The sequence below is a fragment of the Micromonospora sp. B9E7 genome (genome assembly GCF_039871815.1).
Classification (GTDB): domain Bacteria; phylum Actinomycetota; class Actinomycetes; order Mycobacteriales; family Micromonosporaceae; genus Micromonospora.
Genome location: NZ_JBDPLX010000010.1, coordinates 158,001 through 179,991, shown reverse-complemented (window position 1 = coordinate 179,991; position 21,991 = coordinate 158,001). Strand labels below are relative to the sequence as shown.

Sequence of the window (21,991 nt, the reverse complement as noted above, 5' to 3'; positions counted from 1 at the left end):
GACCGGCTCCGGCCGCGGCGGGAAGGAGTGATGTGGTGAGGGGTGACCTCGACGAGACGCTGGCCCGACTGGCCCGGCGCGAGGAGGCGCAGCGCCGACGGGTCAACGACCAGGACGACACCACACCGCCGTCGGGTCAGCCGGTTCTCGGGCGCGGCAACGCCCGGCCGGGCCGACACGGCCCGCGCCACGCGGGGGCGGACCCCTCGGGCGACACGGCCGGGTGGGGGCCGGTCGAGGAGGTGGCCGAGGCGGTACGCCAGGTCGTCGGCGCCCACCCGGGGCTGTCGGTGACCGTGCACGTGGAGCACGACGGGCGCACGTACCCGTTGCGGGTGTCCTGGGACGGGCCGGACGTCACGGTCGGTCCGGTGCCCCCGGCGGTCCCGGTGGAACCTCCACCGACCTGGCCGCTGTCCGGCCGGACGGTGCCCGCCTGGGCTCCCGGCCCGGTCGGGCTGACCCCGGACCCGGCGGCCCGGTTGGCCGAGCTGATCCGCCGTGACCCGTCGTTGTTGGACGAATTGGATCCGCGGCGCTGACCGGCGAAGCTGGCGGACGACCGCTACGGTCGGGCGGTGGCGCAACCCGACCTGACCTTGACGGCGAGCCTACGGCCGGCCGCGCTGGACGCCCGACGGGGCATCGTTCGGCTGCACCCGGAGGCGATGACCGCACTGGGCCTGCGCCCCGGCGACCCGGTCCGGCTCGCCGGTCGCCGGGAGACGGCCGGGATCGTGGCGGCGGCGGCACCCGGCGCGAGCAGCGCCCTGTTGTACGCCGACGACCTGGTCCTGGGCAACCTGGGCCTGCGCGACGGTGGTCAGGTGCGGGTCAGCCCGGCGCCGCTGACCCCGGCGGGTCGGGTCGTCCTGGCCGGGCCGGTGGGGGTGATGGCAGCGGTCAGCCCGGAGATGCTCCGGCTCGCCCTGCTGGGCAAGGTGCTCACCGCCGGTGACGACGTGTCGCTGTTGCCGCAGGACGTGCTTCCGGACGCGTCGGTACGCGGCCTGGTCGAGGCGGCTCGTCGCAGCCTCGCCAACACGGTCGGTTTCGCCTGGACCAGCACTCTGCTGACCGTGGTCGCGGTCGAGCCGGCCGTCGGCGCACTGGTCACCATGAACACGGTGGTCACCTGGGAGCACGGCGCGACCACGCACGGGCCCAGCCCGGTCGACACCGCACCGCCCGAGCCGCGCGGGGCGGCCGACACGGCCCCGGTCGACGACGCCCCGGACGTGGACGAGCTGCCCGGGCTGCGGGCCCAGGCCGAGGAGCTGAACGAACTGCTCGACCTCGGTTTCCACCACCGGGAGGTGCTGGGCCGGCTGGGCACCACGATCTCGTTGGGGGTGCTGCTCGTTGGCCCGGCGGGCTCCGGGAAGTCGGCGCTGGTCCGGGCCGTCGCCGCCCGGGTCGGTGCCCGTGTCCATCCGATCTGGGCACCGGAGGTGGCCGCGCTGGCCAACCAGGCCGCTGCTGACCGCCTGCGCGCCGCGGCGACAGCGGCCCGCACCGGTGGGCCGGCGGTGCTGCTGGTCAGCGACGTCGAGGCGCTCGCACCGGCGGACGAGCCCGGCCCGGTGGCGACGGTGTTCCGCCAGGTGCTCGTGGAGAGCATCCGAGCCGGCGTCGCCGTGGTCTGCGCCACCAGCCGACCGGAGGCGGTCGATCCCGCGCTGCGCGCGCCGGACCTGTTGTCGCTGCGGATCAGCATCCCGCTCCCCGATCAGGCGCTACGCCGCGAACAGCTCACCGTGCTGACCCGGCAGGTGCCGCTGGCCGACGACGTCCGGCTGGACGAGGTGGCCGCGCGTACCCCCGGGTTCGTCGCGGCCGACCTGGCCGCGCTGGTCCGGGAGGCCGGGGTACGCGCGGCACTGCGGCAGAAGTCCGCCGAGACGCCCACGGTGTCGATGGCCGATTTCACCGCTGCCCTGGAGGTGGTCCGGCCGACCACGATGGCGTCGTCCACGCTGGACCTGGCCTCGGTGACCCTCGACGACGTGGGCGGTCTGGACGAGGTCAAGCAGACCCTCACCGAGTCGGTGTTGTGGCCGTTGACCTACCCGGACACGTTCGCCCGGCTCGGGGTCCAGCCGCCGCGCGGCGTGCTGCTCTACGGGCCACCGGGCTGCGGCAAGACGTACCTGGTCACCGCGCTGGCCGGGTCGGGGCGGGCCAACGTGCTGTCGGTGAAGGGCGCCGAACTGCTCTCCAAGTGGGTCGGCGAGAGCGAGCGCGCGGTCCGGGAACTGTTCCGTCGGGCCCGGGAGGCGGCCCCCACGCTGATCTTCCTGGACGAGGTGGACGCGCTGGCCCCGGTACGCGGCCAGGCGACCGACGGGGGCACCACGGACCGGGTCGTCGCCGCGCTGCTGACCGAACTGGACGGGGTGGAGACGCTGCGCAACGTGGTGGTGGTCGGCGCGACGAACCGGCCGGACCTGGTCGACCCCGCACTGCTGCGGCCGGGCCGGTTGGAGCGGCTGGTCTACGTACCGCCGCCGGACGGACCCGCCCGCTCGGAGATCCTGCGGGCCGCGTCCCGGCAGGTGCCGCTGGCCCCGGACGTGGACCTGTCGACCCTGGGCGACGAGCTGACCGGCTTCTCCGCCGCCGACTGCGCGGCGCTGGTCCGGGAGGCGGCGCTGGCCGCCATGCGTGAGTCGCTCGCCGCCGCCACGGTCACCGCCGAGCATGTGGCGACCGCGCGGGCACGGGTACGCCCGTCGCTGGACCCGGCCCAGGTGGCCTGGCTGGCCGCGTACGCCGCTGACCGGGAGTGAGCAGACCAGCCCAGGCGGTCGGCGGTTACCTCTGCGGTCGCCGCCGACCGGCCGGCGTCAGAGCGCGGGTGGCGTCGAATCCAGGCAGATCTCGGCGCGCACCTTTCCGGCCTGCTCGTCCAATTTCGCGCCGCATCTCTTGAGAAGGGCGACGGCACCCGCGTTGTCCGAATCCGTCTCCGCCACGACGACTCGCATTCCCGCCCGGGCGGCGGCGTTCAGCAACTCCCGCAGGGCGGCCGCGCCGATCCCCTGCCCGCGTGCCGAGCGACCGAGCCACATGCCGGTCTCCACCGTGTCGGGCTCGTCACAGCGTGTCATCCGCACCATGCCCAGCACCTCGCCGCCGACGAGGATCGCGTACATCTGCGAGCGGGTCGGGCCGTCCAGTCCTCCGAAGCTCGCCCGATGGAACTCCCGAAACGCCTCACGGCGGGCGAGCGACCAGCCGGCGGGCGCCTCGACCGGCGGCATGACATCGCCGGGCTCCGCCTCGGCAGCCGCTACGGAGAGCAATGGCTCCAGGTTCCGCTCGTCCACCGGCTCCAGCCGGACCGCACCCGCCACGTGCCGCAGTCTGCCGCCCCCATCGGCCGAAGTCCACCCCAATGGCGATGCACTGGCGGTCCGGCTACCCGTCCCGGCCGGTCGGGCGGCCTGGGTGTTACTCATCACGCTCTGTCGTCACCCGTTGGTGGCTGAGATGGTCGGCTCGAACTCGCAGAACACCACCGAGGCGTCGTCGGTGGGCTTGTGCCGGCGCAGCCGATCGGGGTGGTCGCGCTCGGCGGCCCGGACCCGGTCGATCAACCCGCCCGGCCCGTCCGTGCTCAGCAGGTCCAGCAGACCCGGCCAGTCGGTCAAACCGAACTGCTCCACCGCGCTGGACGCGCCATCGCTGAGCAGAGCCGCCCGGCGCAGCGCCGTCGGGCCGCGCCGGGGCAGGGTCCCGGTCACCGCGTGGAAGGCCGCGTCGGGATCGGCCGCAGCGACCCAGTAGCCGTGGGTGCGGTTCATCCGCTCCCGCTGGACGCTCACGGCGTGCCGGAACCGGGTGACCGGGTCCGCGGCCCCGCCCGGCACCATCGCGACCGTCTCCCGCAGCTCCACCATCGCCGCGTCCAACCGGTTGTCGGTCACCACGCTGACCTGACCGCCGCAGTCCAGGACCAGTGGGCTGTCGCAGAGCACCAGGTAGTCGACCTCGTCACCGCAGTCACGCAGGAGGCAGACCGTGCTGGACGGGGTGCCTGGATGGTCGAGGTCGCACTGCTCGCCGTGGTCGGCGCGCACCGCGAGGATGGCGGCGGCCAGGTTGCTGGTCAGCCGGGCCGCCGGGCGGACCGCCTCCGCCACGCCGAGCCGGGCGGCCAGGTGCCGGACGTACCACTCCGGCCCGTGCACGCAGCCGGTGTCGAAACCCTCCGGTACGGTCGCGCCGTCGAGGACACCGACCAGCGGGCCGATCCGGAAGACCAGGTCCTCGTTGACCGGCCGGCCGGGGGCCGGCGCGGACGCGGATCGCACGCGCATCACCGGCACACCTGCCGAGGGTTGGCACCCGTCACAGCCTCTCCCTCCGTCGCCTCCGGTCCACCTACCCGCGCTGCCGGAGCGCTCCCCGCGTACCCCCTGGGTCGGGTGACATGCCTGGCCGGATGGCTTGCCACGGTGCTGAACGACCAGCGGATGCCGGTCAGCGGCGACGGTTGCGGGCGCGCGACGAACGTAGCCGCCGGAGCCGACCGATCAGCACGGGATCGGCGGCGAGTGCGGCCGGATTGTCCAGCAGCCCGTTGAGCAGTTGGTAGTAGCGGGTGGAGGAAACCCCGAAGGTGTCCCGGACGGCCTGCTCCTTGGCACCGGCATGTCGCCACCACTGCTGCTCGAAGGCGAGGATCGCCCGCTCCCGCTCGGTCAACCCCGCCGCCGGGTCGACGGGCTGGACGTGCGCCGGTTCGTCGCTCGGCTCGTCCGGGCGCGGCGGTTCGTCGGCGGTCTCGATGGGCGGAGCGGGCCGGGGAGTCGGAACGGTCGGCCCCACGCCACCCGGACGAGCGTCGGTGGACGGCTCCGGGGTGGTGGCGTCGGCGGACATTCGCTCAGCCTAGCCAGCGAGGACCAGGGTCGCAGCAGCCGGCGCGGCGTGGACCGAACGCACGAAGGCCCCCGACTCTCGCCGGGGGCCTTCGCAGCGGAATCTCAGGAGATGTCGCGGCGACGCATCGCCCAGAGCGCCGCCCCGAGGATCACCACCAACCCGATCGAGAACAGTGCGGACGACTGCTGCCAGGTGATGTCCAGCGTGGCGGGCTTGCACTCCCCGTAGTAGGTCGCGTTGCAGGAGTTCCAGTCCTGCAACGTCACCGTCTTCGTCATCCAGGCCAGCGCGTACGTGGGCAGCAGCCAGGCCTCGGCGAACTTCACGTTCGCCATCGACAGCAGGATGCCGAGGCCGAACTGGCCGACCACCATCAGCGCCACCACACCGCCGAGGGCCATCGCGGTGTGCCGGCCCAGCGAGGCGAGGGCGAAGCCGATGGTGGTCAGCACCAGCACCAGCACCACACCGCGTACCCCGGTCAGGATGGCCGACTGCATGACCCCGGAGGTCACCTTCTCGGTGCTGCCCCGGAAGGTGGCGACCGCCCAGAACCCGGCGAACCACAGCACCGCGGCGGGCAGCGTCACCGCCAGGATGCCGGTGAGCAGCGCGGCCAGCTTGGTCAGGAGTACGGTGAGCCGCTTCGGTCGCCAGAGCAGCAGGTTCATCATGCCGCCGGTGCTCCACTCGGCGCCCACGAAGGACGCCCCGATCACGAACCCGACCAGCGCGAGGATCGCCGCGAACGGGATCAGTGTCTCGTCGAACGTCTCCCGGAAGTCGAACGTCGACGGCAGGAACCACTCCGCCTTGATCTCCTCCCGGGGCGGCGGCGTGATCACCGAACAGTCGGGGGGGTAGCGGCCGTCGGTCGCCGTACCGGCCGTCTTGGCCTGCTCGCAGGCAACACGCTCCTGCTCGCTCCAGCGCACCTGCTCCTGGTACTGCTGGTCGGCCTGGCGCTCGGCCCTGGCGAGCTGCCCGGCGTCGATCTTCTGGTTGGTGAAGAACACGCCGACCATCACCGCGGCCAGCACCAGCAGGCCGAGCAGCGTCATGTACCGGGTGAAGCGCCGCTTGGCGAGCCGGCGCAGCTCCGTACGATAGAGGCTCACGCGCCCCACCCTCCCCCAGCGGCGCCGGGCTGACCCGTCCCGCCGACCTTCATGGACTCGTCGACCTGCCGGTGCTGACCGGGTACCGGCGCGGTGGCGGTCAGCTCGAGGAAGACGCTCTCCAGATCGACGGCGATCGGCGCCAACTCGCTGACGTAGAGGTTCTGCTCGGCGAGCAGCCGCGTCACCGAGGCCGGCTTGTCGACGCCGGCCAGCATCAGGTGGTCGGGGTGGCCGGTCACCCGGATCCCGGCCTTGGTGAGGGTCTCGGTGGCCGCCGGCAGGTCGCTGACCGCCTCCAACCGGAGCCGGACCGCACCGGACGAGTGCTGCGCGAGCACCTCGTCGACCGGGCCGAACGCGACCCGCCGACCCAGCGAGATGATGGTGACCGAGTCACAGATCAGCTGGATCTCGCCGAGGATGTGGCTGGACAGCACCACAGTCATCCCCGATTCGGCGAGGTTGCGCATCAGCGTGCGCATCTCCCGGATGCCGCCCGGGTCGAGGCCGTTGGCGGGCTCGTCGAGGATGAGCAGCTTCGGGTTCTTCAGGAGGGCCGAGGCCACGGCGAGCCGCTGCTTCATGCCCAGCGAGTACGTCTTGACCCGCTCGCCGGCCCGGTCGCGCAGCCCGACGAGTTCCAACACCTCGTCGACCCGGGTTGCCGGCACCTCGCCCGCCCCGGCCAGCAGGGACAGCGTGTCCCGTGCCGTGAAGTGCGGGAAGAACTGCGGGCTCTCCACGATCGCGCCGACCTGGCCGGCGACCGCGGGCAGCGCGTCGGGGACCTCGTGCCCGAGCACCGCCATCCGGCCGCCGTCGGGTCGGATGAGGCCGAGCAGGGTACGCAGCGTGGTGGTCTTGCCGGACCCGTTGGGACCCAGGAAGCCGTGCACCTGCCCTGCGTCGACCCGCATGTCGAAGCCGTCGAGCGCGTTGCGGGCGCCGCGTCGACGACTCTTGTACGTCTTACGTAGACCTTCGATCTCCAGGACAGCTGGCAAGCTGCACCTCCCCCGATGGGTGGGCGTGACAGCCGACACCATACGCGGTATGCAGGCGCTCGCAATACGCGGTATGCATCGACGCGCCGAACGGGCTAATTCATCGACGGAACGTGACCGCTCAGGCGCAGACCACCTGCACGCCGGCAGCGCGGAACGCCTCCACCACCTCCGGGGCGGCACCGGAGTCGGTCACCAGCGTCTCCACCCGCTCGACGGGGCAGATCCGGGCGAACGCGTGGCCCCCCAACTTGGACGAATCGGCGATGATCACCACGCGCTTGGCTCGGGCCACCATCAGGTTGTTCATCGCCGCCTCGCCCTCGTGGTGGGCGGCCGCGCCGAGCTGCGGGTCGATCGCGTCCACACCGAGCAACGCGACGTCCAGGGTGACCTCACGCAGCAACGCCCCGCCCAGCGGGCCGACGAGTTCGAACGACTTCGGGCGCACCACACCGCCGGCCACCACGACCTTCATCCGGGACCGCACCAGCAGCTCGTTGGCGATGTTCAACGCGTTGGTGACCACGGTGAGCTGGGCGCCCTCGGCACTGGTGTTCAGGTCCGGGCGGACGGCGAGAGCCCTCGCCACCTCGGTGCTCGTGGTGCCGCCGTTCAGGCCGACCACAGTGCCCGGCGTGACCAGCGCGGCGGCGGCTGCGCCGATCCGCTGCTTCTCCGCCGAGTGCTTGGCGGTCTTGTAGCGCAGCGGCAGGTCGTACGAGACGCCGTTGGCGACCGCGCCACCCCGGGTCCTCGTGATCATCTGCTGCTGGGCGAGCTGGTCGAAGTCACGCCGGATGGTGGCCTGGGAGACGTCCAGCCGCTCGGCTGCCGCCTCGACGCTGACCCGGCCGTTGTCGGTCAGCATCTCGAGAAGGGCGTTCCATCTGGCGTACCGGTCCACCGCGGAGGCCCTCCCAGCAACTGCACGGACGGTGATTGATTGCGTGCACACTAGTGCGCGAAACTAGGTGGGCGCAAAAGACTGACCTGCGCGATCGGCTGGCCGGTTGCCACGGCCACCCGCATTCGCGCAGAATAACGCGCGAAATACGGGTCTAACGAGCCGTATTGCGCACCGGTCGCCCCTGCGAGGAGTTTTCCATGACGTACGTGGACGCGGAGATCGCGAGCCAACCCGACTGCTGGCGGGAGGCGGCCGAGCTGGCCGGTGTCGTACATGGCGATCTGCCGCGCCCCGGTGAACGGGTCGCCGTCGTCGGTTGCGGCACGTCGTGGTTCATGGCGATGGCGTACGCGGCCCGCCGCGAGCAGGCCGGCCAGGGTGAGACCGACGCGTTCCAGGCGTCCGAGTTCCCCGCCGGCCGCCACTACGACCGGTTGATCGCGATCACCCGCTCCGGCTGCACGACCGAGGTGCTGGAACTGCTCGCCGCACTGCGCGGGCGGACACCCACCACGGTCATCGTCGGCGACCCGGCGTCCCCGGCGGTCGACCTCGCCACCGCCGCGGTGACCATGCCCTTCGCCGACGAGCGGTCGGTGGTGCAGACCCGCTTCGCGACCACCGCGCTGGCCCTGCTCCGGGCCCATCTCGGCGACCCGGTGACCGCGCTCGCCGCCGACGCCGAGGTGGCGGTGCGCTCACCGCTGCCGATCGACCCGGCCCTCATCGGGCAGGTCACCTTCCTCGGTCGGGGGTGGACGATCGGGCTGGCACAGGAGGCGGCTCTGAAGTGCCGGGAAACGGCGATCTTCTGGGCCGAGGCGTACCCGGCGATGGACTACCGCCACGGGCCCATCTCGGTCGCCGCGCCCGGCCGGCTGGTGTGGGCGTTCGGCGAACTGCCCGACGGGCTGCCCGAGGACGTGGCCGCCACCGGCGCGGCTTTCGTGCACAGCCGCACCCACGGTTGGCGCACGGTGTTGGGTAGCTGGTCCGCCGGGCGTACCCCGGTCGACCCGATGGCCGACCTGATCCTGGCGCAACGCTTCGCGGTCGCGCTGGCGACCAGCCGGGGTCTCGACCCGGACGCGCCCCGGCACCTGTCCCGGGCCGTGGTGCTGGCGTGAACAGTGGCGACGCCGTGCCTACCGACCCCGTGGTCGTCGCGCTGGACGTCGGTGGCACCGGCATGAAATGCGCCCTGGTCCGGCCGGACGGCGTCGCGGTACGCACCGAGCGGCACCCCACCGACGCCGGACGCGGCCCGGCCGCCGTGGTCGCCACCATCCTGGACGTGGCCGAAGGGCTCGCCGACAAGGCCCGCGCCGACGGCCTCACCCCGATCGCGGTCGGCATCGCCGTCCCCGGGGTGGTGGACGAGGCACGCGGGGTCGCGGTCTGGTCGGCGAACGTCGGCTTCCGGGACGTACCCCTGCGGGACCTGGCGGTGCGGAGGCTCGGCCTGCCGACGGCGCTCGGCCACGACGTGCGTGTCGGCGGTCTCGCCGAGGCTCGGCTCGGTGCCGGGCGCGGTGCCGGGCACGTGCTGTTCGTGGCGATCGGCACCGGCATCGCCGCCGCGCACGTCGTGGACGGTCACGCCGCTGTCGGCGCGCACGGCGCTGCCGGGGAGATCGGCCACATCCTGGTCCGGCCGGGCGGTCCGCGCTGCGGCTGCGGCCGACCCGGCTGTCTGGAGGCGGTCGCCTCGGCCGCGGCGGTCGGACGCCGCTACGCCGAGCTGGCCGGCGCGGTTGCCGACGCTCCGGTGTCAGCCGCCGAGGTGGCCGAGCGGGCCGCAGCCGGCGAACCACTCGCCGGCCAGGTCTGGCAGGAGACGGTCGAGGCGCTCGCCGACGGCCTGGCCAGCGGGCAGGCGCTGTTCGACGTGGCGACGATCGTGCTCGGCGGTGGCCTCGCCCAGGCCGGGGATCGGCTGCTGACCCCGCTGCGGGCGGCGCTGCACGAGCGGATGACCTTCCACCGGGAGCCGCAACTTGTCGCGGCAGCCCTCGGCGACGAGGCCGGCTGCCTCGGTGCCGCCCTGCTCGCAATGGACGCCGTGCGCGCCCACGACCATCAGGAGAGACGATGACCGTACGGGTGAACGGCCGCGTGGTGACCCCGACCGGTGTCATCCGACAGGGCTGCGTCGAGTGGGACGGGGATCGGATCACCGCGGTCGCCGAGTATCCGACGGTCCGTGACGGGCACTGGATCCTGCCGGGCTTCGTCGACATGCACACGCATGGCGGTGGCGGGCACACCTTTACGACCGGGGACTCCGACGAGGCCCGGGCGGCGGCCGACTTCCACCTCGCGCACGGCACGACCACCGTGCTGGCGAGCCTGGTCAGCGCACCCTTCGAGTTGATGCGATCGGCCACCGAGGCGTTCGCCCCGCTGGTGGAGGAGGGCGTGCTGGCGGGTGTCCACTTCGAAGGGCCCTACCTCTCCGAGACGCGTTGTGGCGCGCAGAACCCGGAGTACCTCCGCGACCCGTCGACCGACGAGCTGGCCGAACTCGTCAAGCTGGGCCGGGGCGCGGTCCGGATGGTCACCCTCGCCCCGGAACGTGACGGTGCGTTGGAGGCGATCAAGCTGCTCACTTCGCAGCGGGTGGTGGCGGCGGTCGGCCACACCGACGCCACGTACGAGCAGACCCGGGCCGCCGTCGCCGCCGGCGCCAGCGTCGGCACCCACCTGTTCAACGGCATGCGACAGGTGCACCACCGTGAGCCGGGCCCGGTGGTTGCCCTGCTCGACGCGCCCACCGTGATCTGTGAGCTGATCGCTGACGGGGTACACCTGCACGACGGGATGCTGACCCACGTCGCCGCGACCGCCGGCCCGGACCGGGCCGCGCTGATCACCGACGCGATGGCCGCCGCCGGGATGCCCGACGGCGAGTACGAGTTGGGCGGTCAGGCCGTCACCGTGGCCGACGGGGTGGCCCGACTCGCTCGCGACGGTGCGATCGCCGGGAGCACCCTGACCATGGACGCCGCGCTACGGCACGCCGTGGCTGCCGGAATCCCGATCGCCGACGCGGCACGGATGGTGGCCACCACCCCGGCCCGGGCCATCGGCCTGGGCGACCGGGTCGGGGCCCTCCAGGTGGGCCTACGCGCCGACCTGGTGGTGCTGGACGACGACCTGAACGTGGTGCGGGTGCTGCGCGGAGGCTCCTGGGTGGAGTGAGACCATCGGCCACGACGGGGCGCTGGCGCGCATGTCGGCGACATCGCCGCAGCCCGCCCCACATGTGGGGCAGCTCGACAGGGCACCTGGAGAGCCTTTGGAGCTGAATCGTTTACGGCATCAGTCTCGTCACCGGCATGCTCGGCCACCCGTGGCTGAATCGTCTACGACATCAGCTCCAAAGGCGTTCGGCCAGATAGTCCGGTCGCCGAGCCGACGAGGCCCTGCACGACCGGACCCCCGCACGACCAGGCCAGGTCTTAGCTCAGATCTGGGACTGCCACGCCCAGGATGGCCTGCTCGTCGGGGCGGTGCACCAGCACGTCGGTCAGGTACGACTGGACCGCGTGGCGCATTCCGACGTCCCGGCCAGCCTGCTCGGAGAGCAGCCACTTGTGCTCGATGATCTGCGCGAACAGCTCCTGCGGCTCCAACTTGCGACGCAGGTGCGCGGGAACTGCCCGGACGACCGGCTCGAAGACCTCGGTGAGCCAGCGGTGCGCGGCCTGCTGCTCGTCGATCAGGTCACTCTCCGCCCGGTAGGCGTCCAGGTCGTTGAGCAGCTTGCGCGCCTGGTTCTCCTCGGCGTCCAGACCGGTCAGCCGCAGCAGCCGCCGGGTGTGGTAGCCGGCGTCCACCACCTTCGGCCGGACCAGGAAACGCCCGTCGTCGATGGACGACATGGCCACCTCGGCCACGTCGAAGCCCAGCTCGTTGAGGCGACGGATCCGGCCCTCGATGTCGTGCCGGGCCTCCCGTTCGACGGCCTGCTCGTAGGTGATCTCGTGCCACAGCCGCTCGTAGCGCTGCACGACCTCCTCGCAGACCACCTCCGGGTCGATGGACTCGTGCAGCAGGCCGGCGGCCTGCAGGTCCAACGCCTCGCCGAAGATGTTCACCCGGGCGATCTCCAGGTCCTCACCGCGCTGACCGTTGGAGAGCGAGTTGTGCAACGCGCCGGTCTCCGCGTCCACCAGGTAGGCGGCGAACGCACCCGCGTCCCGGCGGAACAGCGTGTTCGACAGCGAGCAGTCGCCCCAGAAGAAGCCGGTCAGGTGCATCCGCACGATCAGGGCGGCGAGCGCGTCGAGCAGCCGGCTCATCGTCTCCGGTCGCAGCGTGTGCGAGAAGAGCGCACGGTACGGCAGCGAGAACTGGAGGTGCCGGGTGATCAGCACCGATTCGAGGGGCTCCCCGTCCTCGGTCTGCCGGTCGGCGACGACCGCCACCGCCTCGACCGAGGGGAAGTCGATCCGCTCCAGGGCCCGGAGCAGGTCGTACTCCCGCTCGGCGATCCGCTCGCGGGTCTCCTTGAACGCGTAGACATAGTCACCGAGCCGGACGAACCGGACGATGTGTCGGGAGATGCCCTGTGGCAGGGCCACCAGGTGTTGGGCAGGCCACTCCTCCAGCGGAGTCGACCAGGGCAGGTCGAGCAGCGCCGGGTCCACGAGGGCAGACGTGATCCGCACGGGCACAAGCATGACTGGTCGCCCCCCGCATCCGCCTCACATCGTGGTTGGGCCCACAGCTCCGAACACCCCGGCCTCGCACCGGGCCGGTAGCGTGGTCGCGTGCTCAAACCCACGGCGGTACGACGTGACCTGCGGCTACGGCCCGTCCGCCCGGCCGGCTGGTGGTTCGACGCGCTCCTGCTGGTCGGGTTCGGCGCGTTGACCCTGGCGCTCGCCGGAGGCGCCCTGCTCGGTCTGGACCTGGCGGTCCGAGAGTGGGCCTACGCCCATCACCCAGCGCCGATCTACTGGACGGCGCGGGTGTTCAACTTCCTCGGGCAGGGCGGCTGGCTGCTGATGCCGATCTCGGGGGCGCTCGGCATCGCCGTGGCCTGGCGGGCCCGCACGGTCCGGCCGCTGCTGCTGCTGGCGGGGGCGTTCGTGCTCCTGTATCTGACGGTCGGGCCGCTCAAGGTCCTGACCGACCGGGCCGCACCCAGCTCGGATCTGCCGCCGACCCAGTCGGTCCGGATCTTCAACGACCTGCCGCCCACCGAGTACGACCTCTCCTACCCGTCCGGGCACGTCGCCAACGCGATCGTCTGGTACGGGGTGATGGCCGTCCTGCTGACCGCGCTGACGTCCGGGCGACTGCACCCGACCGTGCACCGGCTGATCCGATTTGCCCCGCCGGCGATTCTCCTGGTCACCACGACCTACCTGAACTTCCACTGGCTCACCGACGGCGTGGCGGCCCTGCTGCTGGGGCTCTTCCTGGACCGGCTGCTGCACCGGGTGCCCTGGGACGAGGTGCCGCTCCCCGGCCGGTTACGCGCGTGGGACCGGCCGTTCACCTCGTACCCCTAGGGTTTCGGTTCGTGGACCAACTGTCGCGGCGGCTCGGCGTACCCGATGCGGTTGTCATCGGTTTGGGCTCCATGCTCGGCGCGGGCGTCTTCGTGGTCTTCGGCCCGGCCGCGGCGGCGGCCGGCGGTGCCGGCCTGCTGCCCGCGCTGGTGCTGGCCGGTTTCGTCGCCTTCTGCAACGCGACCAGTTCGGCGCGGCTGGCGGCCCGTTACCCGGAGTCGGGTGGCACCTACGTCTACGGGCGGGAGCGTCTCGGACCGTTCGCCGGTTTCGTGGCCGGCTGGGGCTTCGTGGTCGGCAAGACGGCGAGCTGCGCGGCGATGGCGTTGACCATCGGGGCGTACCTGTGGCCGGGGCAGGCCCGGCTGGTCGCCGTCGGCGCGGTGCTCGCGGTGACCGCCGTGAACCTGCGCGGCATCGGCAAGACGGCCACTGCCACCAAGCTGCTGGTCGCGCTCGTGCTCACGGTGCTGGCCCTGGTCGCGGTCGTCGGCGTGGTGGGCGGGCCGGTGCATCTGGACGGGCTGACCGAGCCCGGCGGCTCCGCCCGGGGCGTGCTGACCGCCGCCGGGTTGTTGTTCTTCGCCTTCGCCGGGTACGCGCGGATCGCCACACTCGGCGAGGAGGTCCGCGACCCGCAGCAGACCATCCCCCGGGCCATGCCGCTGGCGCTCGGGCTGGTACTCGTGATCTACCTGGCGTTGGCGGTGGTCACGCTCGGCGTGCTCGGCGCCGACCGGCTGGCCGGGTCCGCCGCGCCCCTGGTCGACGTGGTGACCGCCGCCGGGCTGCCCGGCCTGGCCTGGGTGGTCCGGGCCGGGGCGACGATCGCGGTCGTCGGCGTGCTGCTGTCCCTGGTCGCCGGAGTGGGCCGGACCACCCTCGCCATGGCCCGCCGCCGCGACCTGCCCGGCGCGCTGGCCGCCGTGCACCAGGTGCACCAGGTGCCGCACCGGGCCGAGCTGGCCGTGGCCGCAGTGGTGATCGCGGTGGTGATGCTCGGCGACGTACGACAGGCGATCGGCTTCTCCAGCTGCACGGTGCTGGTCTACTACTCGATCACCAACGCGGCGGCGCTCACGCTGGGTAGGGAGTCTGGTCGTCGACTGCCGGTGCAGGTACTCGCCGGCCTGGGGCTGGCCGGGTGTCTGCTGCTCGCGGTCAACCTGCCCGTCACCAGCGTGCTCGCGGGGTTCGGTGTGCTCGCGGCCGGTGCCGCCTGGTACGCGCTGCGCCTCGCGCGCCGGTGACCGGCAGAGGCCACCGGCGCGTGGGGTTCAGCGGCTCAACCGCTGGTAGCGGCGCACGGCAAGCGGGGCGAAGATCGCGATCAGGAGCACCGGCCACAGCACCGCCAGCAGCATGGCGTGCTCCGCCGGCCACGAGTCGCCGCCCAGGCCCGGGTTGCCGAACAGCTCACGCATCGCCGCGACGGTGGCCGACAGCGGGTTCCACTCCGAGATCGCACCGATGACCGGTGGCATCAGCTCGGGTGACACGAAGACGTTGGAGATCGCGGTGAGCGGAAACGCGGCCGGGAAGACGATCACGCCGACCGTGTCCGGATTGCGGACCAGCAGCGCCAGGTAGATCCCCATCCAGGTGATCGCGACTCGGAGCAGCAGGAGCAGCCCGACGGCGAGGATGGCCTTGCCCACACCGTGTCGCCACTGCCACCCCACGAGCAGGCCACAGACCAGCAGGGTGGACATCTCCAGCAGCGCGCGGAGCAGGTCGGCCGCACTGCGACCCGTCATCAGGGCGGACCGGGCCATCGGCATCGACCGGAACCGGTCGACGACACCTCGGCTGAGGTCCAGCGCCACGCCGGTCGCGGTGGCGCCCAGGCCGTACAGCATCGTCATCACGAAGACGCCGGGCAGCAGGAACTCGCGGTAGTTGCCACCGCCGGCCACCTGCATGCCGCTGCCGAACACGTACCCGAAGACCAGCACGAACATGATCGGCAGTGAGAAGTAGAGGATCAACTCTTCCGGCGCGCGTACCACGTGGATCATGTTCCGCCTGGTCATCGTCCAACCGTCGGCTACCGCTGCCGTCATGCCGGATCCACCTTTCGTCCGGCGCCGACGGGCTCGCGGGCCTCGTCGGGCCGGTGCCCGGTCAGGTACAGGAACGCCTCGTCCAGCGTCGCGCGCCGCAGCCCGATGTCCTCGACCGCGATCCCGGCGTCGTCCAAGGCCCGCACCACGTCGACAAGCCCGGCGACCCGGTCGGCCACCGGGACGCTGAGACGCCGGATCTCCAGGTCGACCTCCGGCTCGACACCGCAGATCGGCGCGACGACGCGGGCGGCCCGGGTCAGGGCGACGGCGTCACGGACCACCACCTCGATCCGGTCACCGCCGGTCATCGACTTCAGCTCGTCCGGTGATCCCTCGGCCACCACCCGCCCGGCGTCGATCACCGAGATGCGGTTGGCGAGCTGGTCGGCCTCCTCCAGGTACTGCGTGGTGAGCAGCACCGTGGTCCCGTCCGTGACCAGGCCGCGGACCAGGTCCCACACCTGGTTGCGGCTGCGCGGGTCCAGGCCGGTCGTCGGCTCGTCGAGGAAGAGCACACGGGGGGTACGGATCAGGCTGGCGGCGAGGTCCAGCCGTCGGCGCATCCCACCCGAGTACTCACCGGCGGACCGACTCGCCGCCTCGCTCAGCCCGAACCGTTCCAACAGCTCGTCGGCGCGTTGGCGGGCTTCCCGCCGGCCGAGCCGGAACAGTCGGCCGAACAGTTCCAGGTTCTGCCGGCCACTGAGGATCTCGTCGACCGCGGCGTACTGCCCGGTCAGCCCGATCCGGGCGCGCACCTCGTCCGGCTGGCGCAGCACGTCGTACCCGGCCACGCTCGCCCTGCCGGCGTCGAAACGCAGCAGCGTGGCGAGGATCCGTACCGCCGTCGTCTTACCCGCGCCGTTGGGGCCGAGCAGCCCGTACACCGTGCCGGACGGCACGGCCAGGTTGAACGTGTCCAGCGCGCGGGTCGGGCCGTACCGCTTGCCCAGCCCTTCGGCGACCACTTCGAATGTCGTCATGCCTCCACGGTGCGGTGGTCCGCTGACGAGTCACGCACGGTCCGCTGACGGCGGCGCACCGGGTCCGGCCTTCTCCGCCTCGGCAATCTGTTCGAGAACGAACATGATCTCCGCCCGGGTGGCGTCGCCGACGTACCAGCCGGTCAGTCCGCCGGTCAGCGCCGCTTCGCAGAACCGCCTCGCCTCGACCAGATCACCGCGCAGCCGTGCCACCTGCGCGAGGCCGAGCCGGGCGCCGGAGACGAACTCCGGGGCGCCGCTGCGCTGCGCGAGGAGCAGGGCGGCGGCGAAGTCGTCGTGCGCCGCGCCGAGGTCACCGGCCCGCAATCTGATCTCGCCTCGGGTACGCAGCATGTCGGCCTGGTCGACAGCCGATTCGAGTTCCTCGGCCAACCTCATCGCCTGGTCCATGTGGGCGCCCGCCGCTTCCGGATCATCGCGCCAGGCCGCGAGTTCGCCGAGTACGCCCAACGTGATCATGGAACCCCAGCGGTCCCCGGCCTGCCGGAAGCCGTCAAGCGCGGCGTCCAGTGCCGTCCCGGCCTCGTCCCACCGACCGCTCCACATCTGCGCCGAGCCGCTTCCCATCGCGCCCAGCGCGTTGATCCACACGTCCGAACCGACCAGCCGGCGCAGCTCCCGCATCAGCTCGTCGACGTGCTCGGATCCGCCGGACGGCGGTCCGGCCGAGATTCCCGACAGATACAGCAGGAAGGGCTGCCGGGGCGGTCGGTCGAGACTGCGGATGACGGAACGCTGCGTTCTCACCGAGTCCAGCGGCCCGGATCCACCGAGCGAGGCGTTGTAGACGCACAGCACGAACTCCTCGCGCAGCCCGGGAGGCGCTTCGGCACCGAGCACATCGAGGACGTCGGCGGCCAGCCGGGACCCTTCCCCGCGCATGCCGCGCAGCCACCAGTAGAACGACAGGGCCGCGACCAACCCGGCCGCGTCGGCCGCGTCTCCGGCAGCGGTGGCACGGCGCAGAGCGGCATGGAGGTTGTCCCGCTCGGCGTCGAGCCGTCGCAACCAGTGCAACTGCTCCGCGCGCCGGAGGTGGTCGCTGGCGGTCCAGGCGAACTCCAGGAAGTACGCGGTGTGCGCACGACGCCTGTCGTCGGCCTCGCCCGCGTCGGCGATACGCTCGGCGCAGAAGGCGCGGACCGTCTCCAGCATCCGGTACCGGCCGCCGGACATCTCCACGAACGACTTGTCGACCAGGCCGGTCAGCGCGTCGACGAATTCCTCCCTGGGCAGGCCACAGACCTGTTCGGCCGCTTCCAGCGCCGCGCCGCCGGCGAAGACGGTCAGGCGTCGAGCCATTCTCCGTTCGGCATCGCCGAGCAGGTCCCAACTCCACTCGACCACGGCCCGGAGCGTCCGGTGTCGCGGCGACGCGGCCCGACTGCCCATCGACAGCAGCCGGAACCGATCGTCGAGGCGGGCGGCCACCTCGGCGACGGGCAGCGCGCGCAGCCGGGCGGCGGCCAACTCGATCGCCAACGGCAGGCCGTCGAGGGTGCGGCAGATCCGCAGCACCGTGTCGACGTTGGCCGGCGTGATGCTGAAGTCGGGTACGACGTCGGCGGCCCGCTGGGCGAAGAGACGGACGGCGGCGTAGTCGTCGACGTCCGGCGCGGACGCTCCCAGCGGTGGCAGGGTGAGCCCGGACAGCGGGCACAGCGCCTCACCGGCCAGCCCGAGCGGCTCGCGACTCGTGGCCAGGACACGCAGCGCCGGGCACGCGCCCAGCAACCGGGCGGCCAGCCGTGCGGCGTCGGCGATGACGTGCTCGCAGTTGTCGAGCACCAACAGCAGCCGGCGCTCGGCGAGCGCCTCGACCAGCCGGTCGGTGGGTTGCCGGCCCGGCTCGACCGGGGCGCGCAGGCCCGCGTCGCGCAGGCCGAGCGCGCTCAGCACCGCCTGCGGTACGTCCGAACCGTCGGCCAACCCGGCCAGCTCGACGAAGCGGACCTCCCCGTCGACTCGGCCCGCAGCCTCGATCGCCAACCGGGTCTTGCCCGCTCCCCCGGGACCGGTGAGGGTGACCAGCCGCCGTTCGCCGAGCAGGTCACCGACACGCCTGAGCTCCTCGTCCCGCCCGACGAACGTGGTGAGCTGACTCGGCAGGCCAGGTTCGGCCGCCGGGCGGTCCTCGCCGCGGAGCACGGCCAGGTGAATCGCGGCCAGCTCCGCCGACGCATCGACCCCGAGTTGGTCCGCCAACGTGCGCCGAGCGTCCTCGAACTCGGCCAGCGCCTCCGCCGGCCTGCCCAGTGCGGACAGGGCACGCATGAGCTGGCCCCGCGACCGCTCCCGCAACGGATGCGCGGCGACGAACTCCCGTAACTCCGCGACCAGCGCGGCGGGCGCACCCAGCGCCAGCTCCGCATCGACCCGATCTTCGATCGCGGCCAGCCGTAGTTCGTCCAGCCGGGCCGCCCGGGCGGGTGCGCCCGTCACATCCGCCAGGGCAGGGCCACGCCACAGCTCCAGCGCCTCCCGCAGAACGGCCGCCGCTCGGGGCCAGTCACCGCCGGCGAGTGCGCGCCGCCCGGCCTCGGCAAGTCGCTCGAACCGGTACGCGTCGACATCCTCGGGATCCACGGCGAGGCGGTAGCCGACCGGATGGAACTCGACCGGGTTCCACTCGGCGGGCAGAGCCTGACGCAGGCGCGACACCTGGGACTGGAGCGCGTTGGCCGCACCTCGCGGCGGGTGCTCCCCGTACAGGCCGTCGATCAGTCGCTCGGCGGAGACGACGCGTCCCGCGTCGAGCACAAGGAGCGCCAGCAGCGCGCGCAGCCGGGGGCCGCCCACGGGAATCTCGCGCCCGTCGGCCAGCAGCACCTGGGTCGACCCCAGGATGCGGAAACGCATGCCTTGGATTGTCGCTCAGTGCCGGTCGGTTCCTGCGGACCGATCCGCCAGCCGTCGACCGTCAGCTCACCTCGCCGGTCCCGTCATGCCGGCGGGTCAGCTCGAGTTCGTCAGGTTGACCGCCGTTGGTTGTCGAGGGCACCTCCCCGGCGGCAGGGACGGGATGTGCCGCGCCGACCCCCGAGCCCGCCTGGCTCGGCACCGACGGGAGCGCCGCCGCTGGGGTGTGCACTCCGCCGTGGACCGACCCGGCCGGCCGGACGACCGGGCCCGGGTGGGCCGGCGGAGCGCACTGCCGCGTCAGCCAGTCCAACCCGCGCCGGCGGGCGACCACGGTCAACCGGTCGCCCGCGAAGATCACCTGCCGGGGATCGAGGTCCTTCCACCAGATCGTCTTGCCACCGCCGGCCGGAGTCCGGGCGATCAGCCGGACCTGCCCGTCCCGGTTGACCACGTCCAGCGGTCGTCCGTCCAGCTCGGATCCGGCGGCGACCGGCACCTCGGCCACCGGCAGCGCGTGCCGGTCGACCGGAATGGTGGTGATCACCGCGCGTTCGGTGAGCGCCCCGATGAAGGCCGGGGCGGCCAGGTAGGAGACCGATCGGGACACCCCGAGGGCGAAGGTCTCCTCCACCCGCTCGGCGAAGTCGCCGTCGAAGAACCGCAGCACCACCCGCAGGTCGTTACGCAGATCGCGAGCGGTGAGCGCCGCCTCCAGGTTGGCAACATCGTCGGTGGATGCCACCACCAGCGCCTGGCAGTCCGCCACCGACGCGGCGACGAGCGTTTCCGGCAGTGCGGCGTCGCCGACGATCAGCGGCACCTCCAGTTGACGGGCCAGGGCCGCGCCGCGCGGCTCCGGATCCTTGTCGATCGCCACCACCTCGACGTCGTACTCGCGGAGCTGCGCCATCACCCGGGTGCCGACGTTGCCCAGGCCGATCACCACGACGTGCCCGGCCCGCGCCGGCTGCAACCGGCCGGTGTGCAGCGCCAGCCGGGCGTTGACGATGCCGTCCACCACCACCGCGGTGATCAGCGGGATCAGCGCCAACCCGGCCAGGTTGAGCACCACCTGCATGATCTGCGCGTCCGCCGGTTTGCCGGTGTCCGGGTCGGCGCCGCTGAGCGTGGTGACCAGCGTCAGGTACAGCGCTTCCAACGGAGAGACGTTCTCGGCGCGGGAGATCAGCGCCCCCAGCACCACGATCAGCGCGAGTACCAGCATCACCGCGATGCCGATCTTGCGGGTCGCGAACCCGCGTACCGCGCCCAGCAGCACCGCGACCGGACGGCGTCGCCGGCGGGCCCGGACCAACCGGCGGGCGGCGACCTCGGTGCCTGGCGGCTGCCCGGTCGCCTCGGCGAGCACCAGGTCCGCGCCGGCCTGCTCGGCCGGCAGCAACTCCACTCCCTGTGCCTCGGTGAGGTGGGCCAACGCGCAGACCACGTCCTGCGGTCGGACGTCGGCCCGCCGCGCCACCCGCAGCGTCTTGTCCCGATGTTGGAAGGAGCTGGGGTCGACCTCGTTGAGCGCGGCGGCCACGAAGGCCGGCGCGGCCATCTCGGCGTCGGAGAGCACCTCGACCGGCGCCTTCAGCAGTTTGCGCACGCCGTCGGCGAGGGTGCCGTTGAACATCCGCACCACCTGGCGGACCCGCTGGTCGACGGCCTGCGCGCAGAGCGCGGCGTGCAGGTTGCCGACGTCGTCCTGGTTCAGCAGGGCCAACCCGGCCGCCCCGGCCAGACCGGCGGCCTCGAAGGTGTCCACGTCCAGCCGATCCGACCGGACCACCCGGACTCCTCGTAGTGCCGCCACGTCCGGGCCGTTGCTCCGGTAACGCTCCGGCACCACGACCGTCACCCGGGCCCCACCCGTCGGCAGTTCGGATTCGAGCATCGCCCGGGCCACGTAGTAGGCGAGCGCGTCCTTTCCGCAGACCACGTAGTGCGGTCGCGGATCGCCGGCGGAACGCAGTCGCCAGTTCCACTCGACCGCCCGTCGCGCCCGGTCCCGCCACGGCTCTGCCATGCCCGGATCGTAATCAGCGCGGCCATGCTGGGCGACCCTGTCCGGATCATCCCCGACCAGGCATGCCCGCCCCGGCGACGGGTAGAGCAGCGACATGCAGACGTTCCTCCCGTACCCGGACTTCCTGGCCAGCGCCCGCACGCTGGACCAGAAGCGGCTGGGCAAGCAGCGGGTGGAGGCCATCCAGGTGCTACGCGGACTCACCCGACCCGATTACGGCTGGCGCAACCACCCGGCCGTGAAGATGTGGGCCGGGTACGAGGAGGCGCTCACCCGCTACGGGCTGGACATGTGCGCGGTGTGGACCGAACCGGGGCGGGCGGACACCTGCGCCACCACGATGACCGTCGACCTCGCCGCCGCCTGCGGGGGCGGGGTCGTACGGACCCAGGAGGAGCTGGAACGGGCCGGTGAGCTGCCACCGTGGTTGGGCCGCGACGACCTGCACCTGAGCCACCGCTCGTCGTTGCTACGCAAGGACCCGTCGCACTACCGCCCGCTCTTCGGCGACGACGTCCCGGAGGACCTGGAGTACGTCTGGCCTGCCTCTGACCGCGAGCGCCGCTGCCTCCCGTAGGGGAGA

The 21,991-nt window shown here is 72.4% G+C and carries 19 protein-coding genes; 8 read left to right on the top strand and 11 right to left on the bottom strand.

All coding sequences use genetic code 11. The annotated features are described in order from the left end of the window. Positions 1-35: 35 nt before the first annotated feature. Entirely contained in the window at positions 36-542 is a 507-nt protein-coding gene (locus ABGB10_RS18640) for a hypothetical protein (RefSeq protein ID WP_347662107.1), read from the top strand. A gap of 36 nt (positions 543-578) precedes the next feature. Continuing rightward, entirely contained in the window at positions 579-2,789 is a 2,211-nt protein-coding gene (locus ABGB10_RS18635; RefSeq protein ID WP_347662106.1) for an AAA family ATPase, read from the top strand. 57 nt (positions 2,790-2,846) lie between these two features. Here ABGB10_RS18635 and ABGB10_RS18630 read toward each other — a convergent pair whose 3' ends face one another. The 6 genes from ABGB10_RS18630 to ABGB10_RS18605 form a co-directional block, all read right to left on the bottom strand. Beyond that, complete coding sequence (locus tag ABGB10_RS18630; protein WP_347662105.1) at positions 2,847-3,356, bottom strand: GNAT family N-acetyltransferase; 510 nt, start codon at positions 3,354-3,356, stop codon at positions 2,847-2,849. Between the two features lie 117 nt (positions 3,357-3,473). After that, the gene (locus tag ABGB10_RS18625; protein WP_347662104.1) at positions 3,474-4,322 is read right to left on the bottom strand and encodes a hypothetical protein; all 849 of its coding nucleotides are present in this window, start codon (positions 4,320-4,322) and stop codon (positions 3,474-3,476) included. Positions 4,323-4,485: 163 nt separating this feature from the next. Further along, on the bottom strand, positions 4,486-4,887 hold the full coding sequence (locus tag ABGB10_RS18620) for a DUF3263 domain-containing protein (RefSeq protein ID WP_347662103.1): 402 nt from the start codon (positions 4,885-4,887) through the stop codon (positions 4,486-4,488). Between the two features lie 104 nt (positions 4,888-4,991). Continuing rightward, a complete protein-coding gene (locus ABGB10_RS18615; RefSeq protein WP_347662102.1) occupies positions 4,992-6,008 on the bottom strand; it encodes an ABC transporter permease subunit in 1,017 nt (338 codons plus the stop codon). Beyond that, positions 6,005-7,015: an ATP-binding cassette domain-containing protein gene (locus ABGB10_RS18610; protein WP_347662101.1), complete on the bottom strand. Its 1,011-nt coding sequence runs from the start codon at positions 7,013-7,015 to the stop codon at positions 6,005-6,007. The genes ABGB10_RS18615 and ABGB10_RS18610 overlap by 4 nt, the downstream gene beginning before the upstream one ends. A gap of 121 nt (positions 7,016-7,136) precedes the next feature. Beyond that, positions 7,137-7,922: a DeoR/GlpR family DNA-binding transcription regulator gene (locus ABGB10_RS18605; protein WP_088987368.1), complete on the bottom strand. Its 786-nt coding sequence runs from the start codon at positions 7,920-7,922 to the stop codon at positions 7,137-7,139. Positions 7,923-8,122: 200 nt separating this feature from the next. Here ABGB10_RS18605 and ABGB10_RS18600 point away from each other — a divergent pair, with 200 nt between their 5' ends. The 3 genes from ABGB10_RS18600 to nagA are packed head-to-tail and all read left to right on the top strand — an operon-like array spanning position 8,123 to position 11,126. After that, positions 8,123-9,052, top strand: a complete 930-nt coding sequence (locus ABGB10_RS18600; protein WP_347662100.1) for a sugar isomerase — start codon at positions 8,123-8,125, stop codon at positions 9,050-9,052. Further along, complete coding sequence (locus tag ABGB10_RS18595) at positions 9,049-10,020, top strand: ROK family protein (RefSeq protein ID WP_347662099.1); 972 nt, start codon at positions 9,049-9,051, stop codon at positions 10,018-10,020. Before ABGB10_RS18600 ends, ABGB10_RS18595 begins: the two co-directional genes overlap by 4 nt. Further along, a complete protein-coding gene (gene nagA / locus ABGB10_RS18590) occupies positions 10,017-11,126 on the top strand; it encodes an N-acetylglucosamine-6-phosphate deacetylase (RefSeq protein WP_347662098.1) in 1,110 nt (369 codons plus the stop codon). Before ABGB10_RS18595 ends, nagA begins: the two co-directional genes overlap by 4 nt. A 260-nt stretch (positions 11,127-11,386) precedes the next feature. On the opposite strand, the gene ABGB10_RS18585 is transcribed toward nagA, so the two are convergent. Next, entirely contained in the window at positions 11,387-12,610 is a 1,224-nt protein-coding gene (locus ABGB10_RS18585; RefSeq protein ID WP_347662097.1) for a DUF4032 domain-containing protein, read from the bottom strand. Positions 12,611-12,700: 90 nt separating this feature from the next. On the opposite strand from ABGB10_RS18585, the gene ABGB10_RS18580 reads away from it, so the two are divergent. After that, positions 12,701-13,447: a phosphatase PAP2 family protein gene (locus ABGB10_RS18580; RefSeq protein ID WP_347662096.1), complete on the top strand. Its 747-nt coding sequence runs from the start codon at positions 12,701-12,703 to the stop codon at positions 13,445-13,447. A gap of 11 nt (positions 13,448-13,458) precedes the next feature. Then, on the top strand, positions 13,459-14,697 hold the full coding sequence (locus ABGB10_RS18575; protein ID WP_347662095.1) for an APC family permease: 1,239 nt from the start codon (positions 13,459-13,461) through the stop codon (positions 14,695-14,697). Positions 14,698-14,724: 27 nt separating this feature from the next. On the opposite strand, the gene ABGB10_RS18570 is transcribed toward ABGB10_RS18575, so the two are convergent. From ABGB10_RS18570 to ABGB10_RS18555, 4 genes are all read right to left on the bottom strand, one after another. Continuing rightward, on the bottom strand, positions 14,725-15,510 hold the full coding sequence (locus tag ABGB10_RS18570) for an ABC transporter permease (protein WP_347662094.1): 786 nt from the start codon (positions 15,508-15,510) through the stop codon (positions 14,725-14,727). Further along, a complete protein-coding gene (locus ABGB10_RS18565) occupies positions 15,507-16,496 on the bottom strand; it encodes an ATP-binding cassette domain-containing protein (protein WP_347662093.1) in 990 nt (329 codons plus the stop codon). The genes ABGB10_RS18570 and ABGB10_RS18565 overlap by 4 nt, the downstream gene beginning before the upstream one ends. Positions 16,497-16,526: 30 nt before the next feature. Continuing rightward, positions 16,527-19,376, bottom strand: coding sequence for a BTAD domain-containing putative transcriptional regulator (locus ABGB10_RS18560; RefSeq protein ID WP_347662092.1), 2,850 nt, complete (start codon positions 19,374-19,376; stop codon positions 16,527-16,529). Positions 19,377-19,437: 61 nt separating this feature from the next. Further along, positions 19,438-21,408 (bottom strand): NAD-binding protein, encoded by a 1,971-nt coding sequence (locus ABGB10_RS18555; protein ID WP_347662091.1) that lies wholly within the window; start codon positions 21,406-21,408, stop codon positions 19,438-19,440. Between the two features lie 94 nt (positions 21,409-21,502). On the opposite strand from ABGB10_RS18555, the gene ABGB10_RS18550 reads away from it, so the two are divergent. Next, on the top strand, positions 21,503-21,985 hold the full coding sequence (locus ABGB10_RS18550; RefSeq protein WP_347662090.1) for an MSMEG_6728 family protein: 483 nt from the start codon (positions 21,503-21,505) through the stop codon (positions 21,983-21,985). Positions 21,986-21,991: the final 6 nt, after the last annotated feature.

Excerpts from the sequence above, each read along its gene's own strand:
- ABGB10_RS18585 (WP_347662097.1), bottom strand. The coding sequence starts at position 12,610 with ATGCTTGTGCCCGTGCGGATCACGTCTGCCCTCGTGGACCCGGCGCTG.
- ABGB10_RS18600 (WP_347662100.1), top strand. The coding sequence starts at position 8,123 with ATGACGTACGTGGACGCGGAGATCGCGAGCCAACCCGACTGCTGGCGG.
- ABGB10_RS18620 (WP_347662103.1), bottom strand. The coding sequence starts at position 4,887 with ATGTCCGCCGACGCCACCACCCCGGAGCCGTCCACCGACGCTCGTCCG.
- ABGB10_RS18570 (WP_347662094.1), bottom strand. The coding sequence starts at position 15,510 with ATGACGGCAGCGGTAGCCGACGGTTGGACGATGACCAGGCGGAACATG.
- ABGB10_RS18550 (WP_347662090.1), top strand. The coding sequence starts at position 21,503 with ATGCAGACGTTCCTCCCGTACCCGGACTTCCTGGCCAGCGCCCGCACG.
- ABGB10_RS18565 (WP_347662093.1), bottom strand. The coding sequence starts at position 16,496 with ATGACGACATTCGAAGTGGTCGCCGAAGGGCTGGGCAAGCGGTACGGC.
- nagA (WP_347662098.1), top strand. The coding sequence starts at position 10,017 with ATGACCGTACGGGTGAACGGCCGCGTGGTGACCCCGACCGGTGTCATC.
- ABGB10_RS18555 (WP_347662091.1), bottom strand. The coding sequence starts at position 21,408 with ATGGCAGAGCCGTGGCGGGACCGGGCGCGACGGGCGGTCGAGTGGAAC.
- ABGB10_RS18625 (WP_347662104.1), bottom strand. The coding sequence starts at position 4,322 with ATGCGCGTGCGATCCGCGTCCGCGCCGGCCCCCGGCCGGCCGGTCAAC.
- ABGB10_RS18560 (WP_347662092.1), bottom strand. The coding sequence starts at position 19,376 with ATGCGTTTCCGCATCCTGGGGTCGACCCAGGTGCTGCTGGCCGACGGG.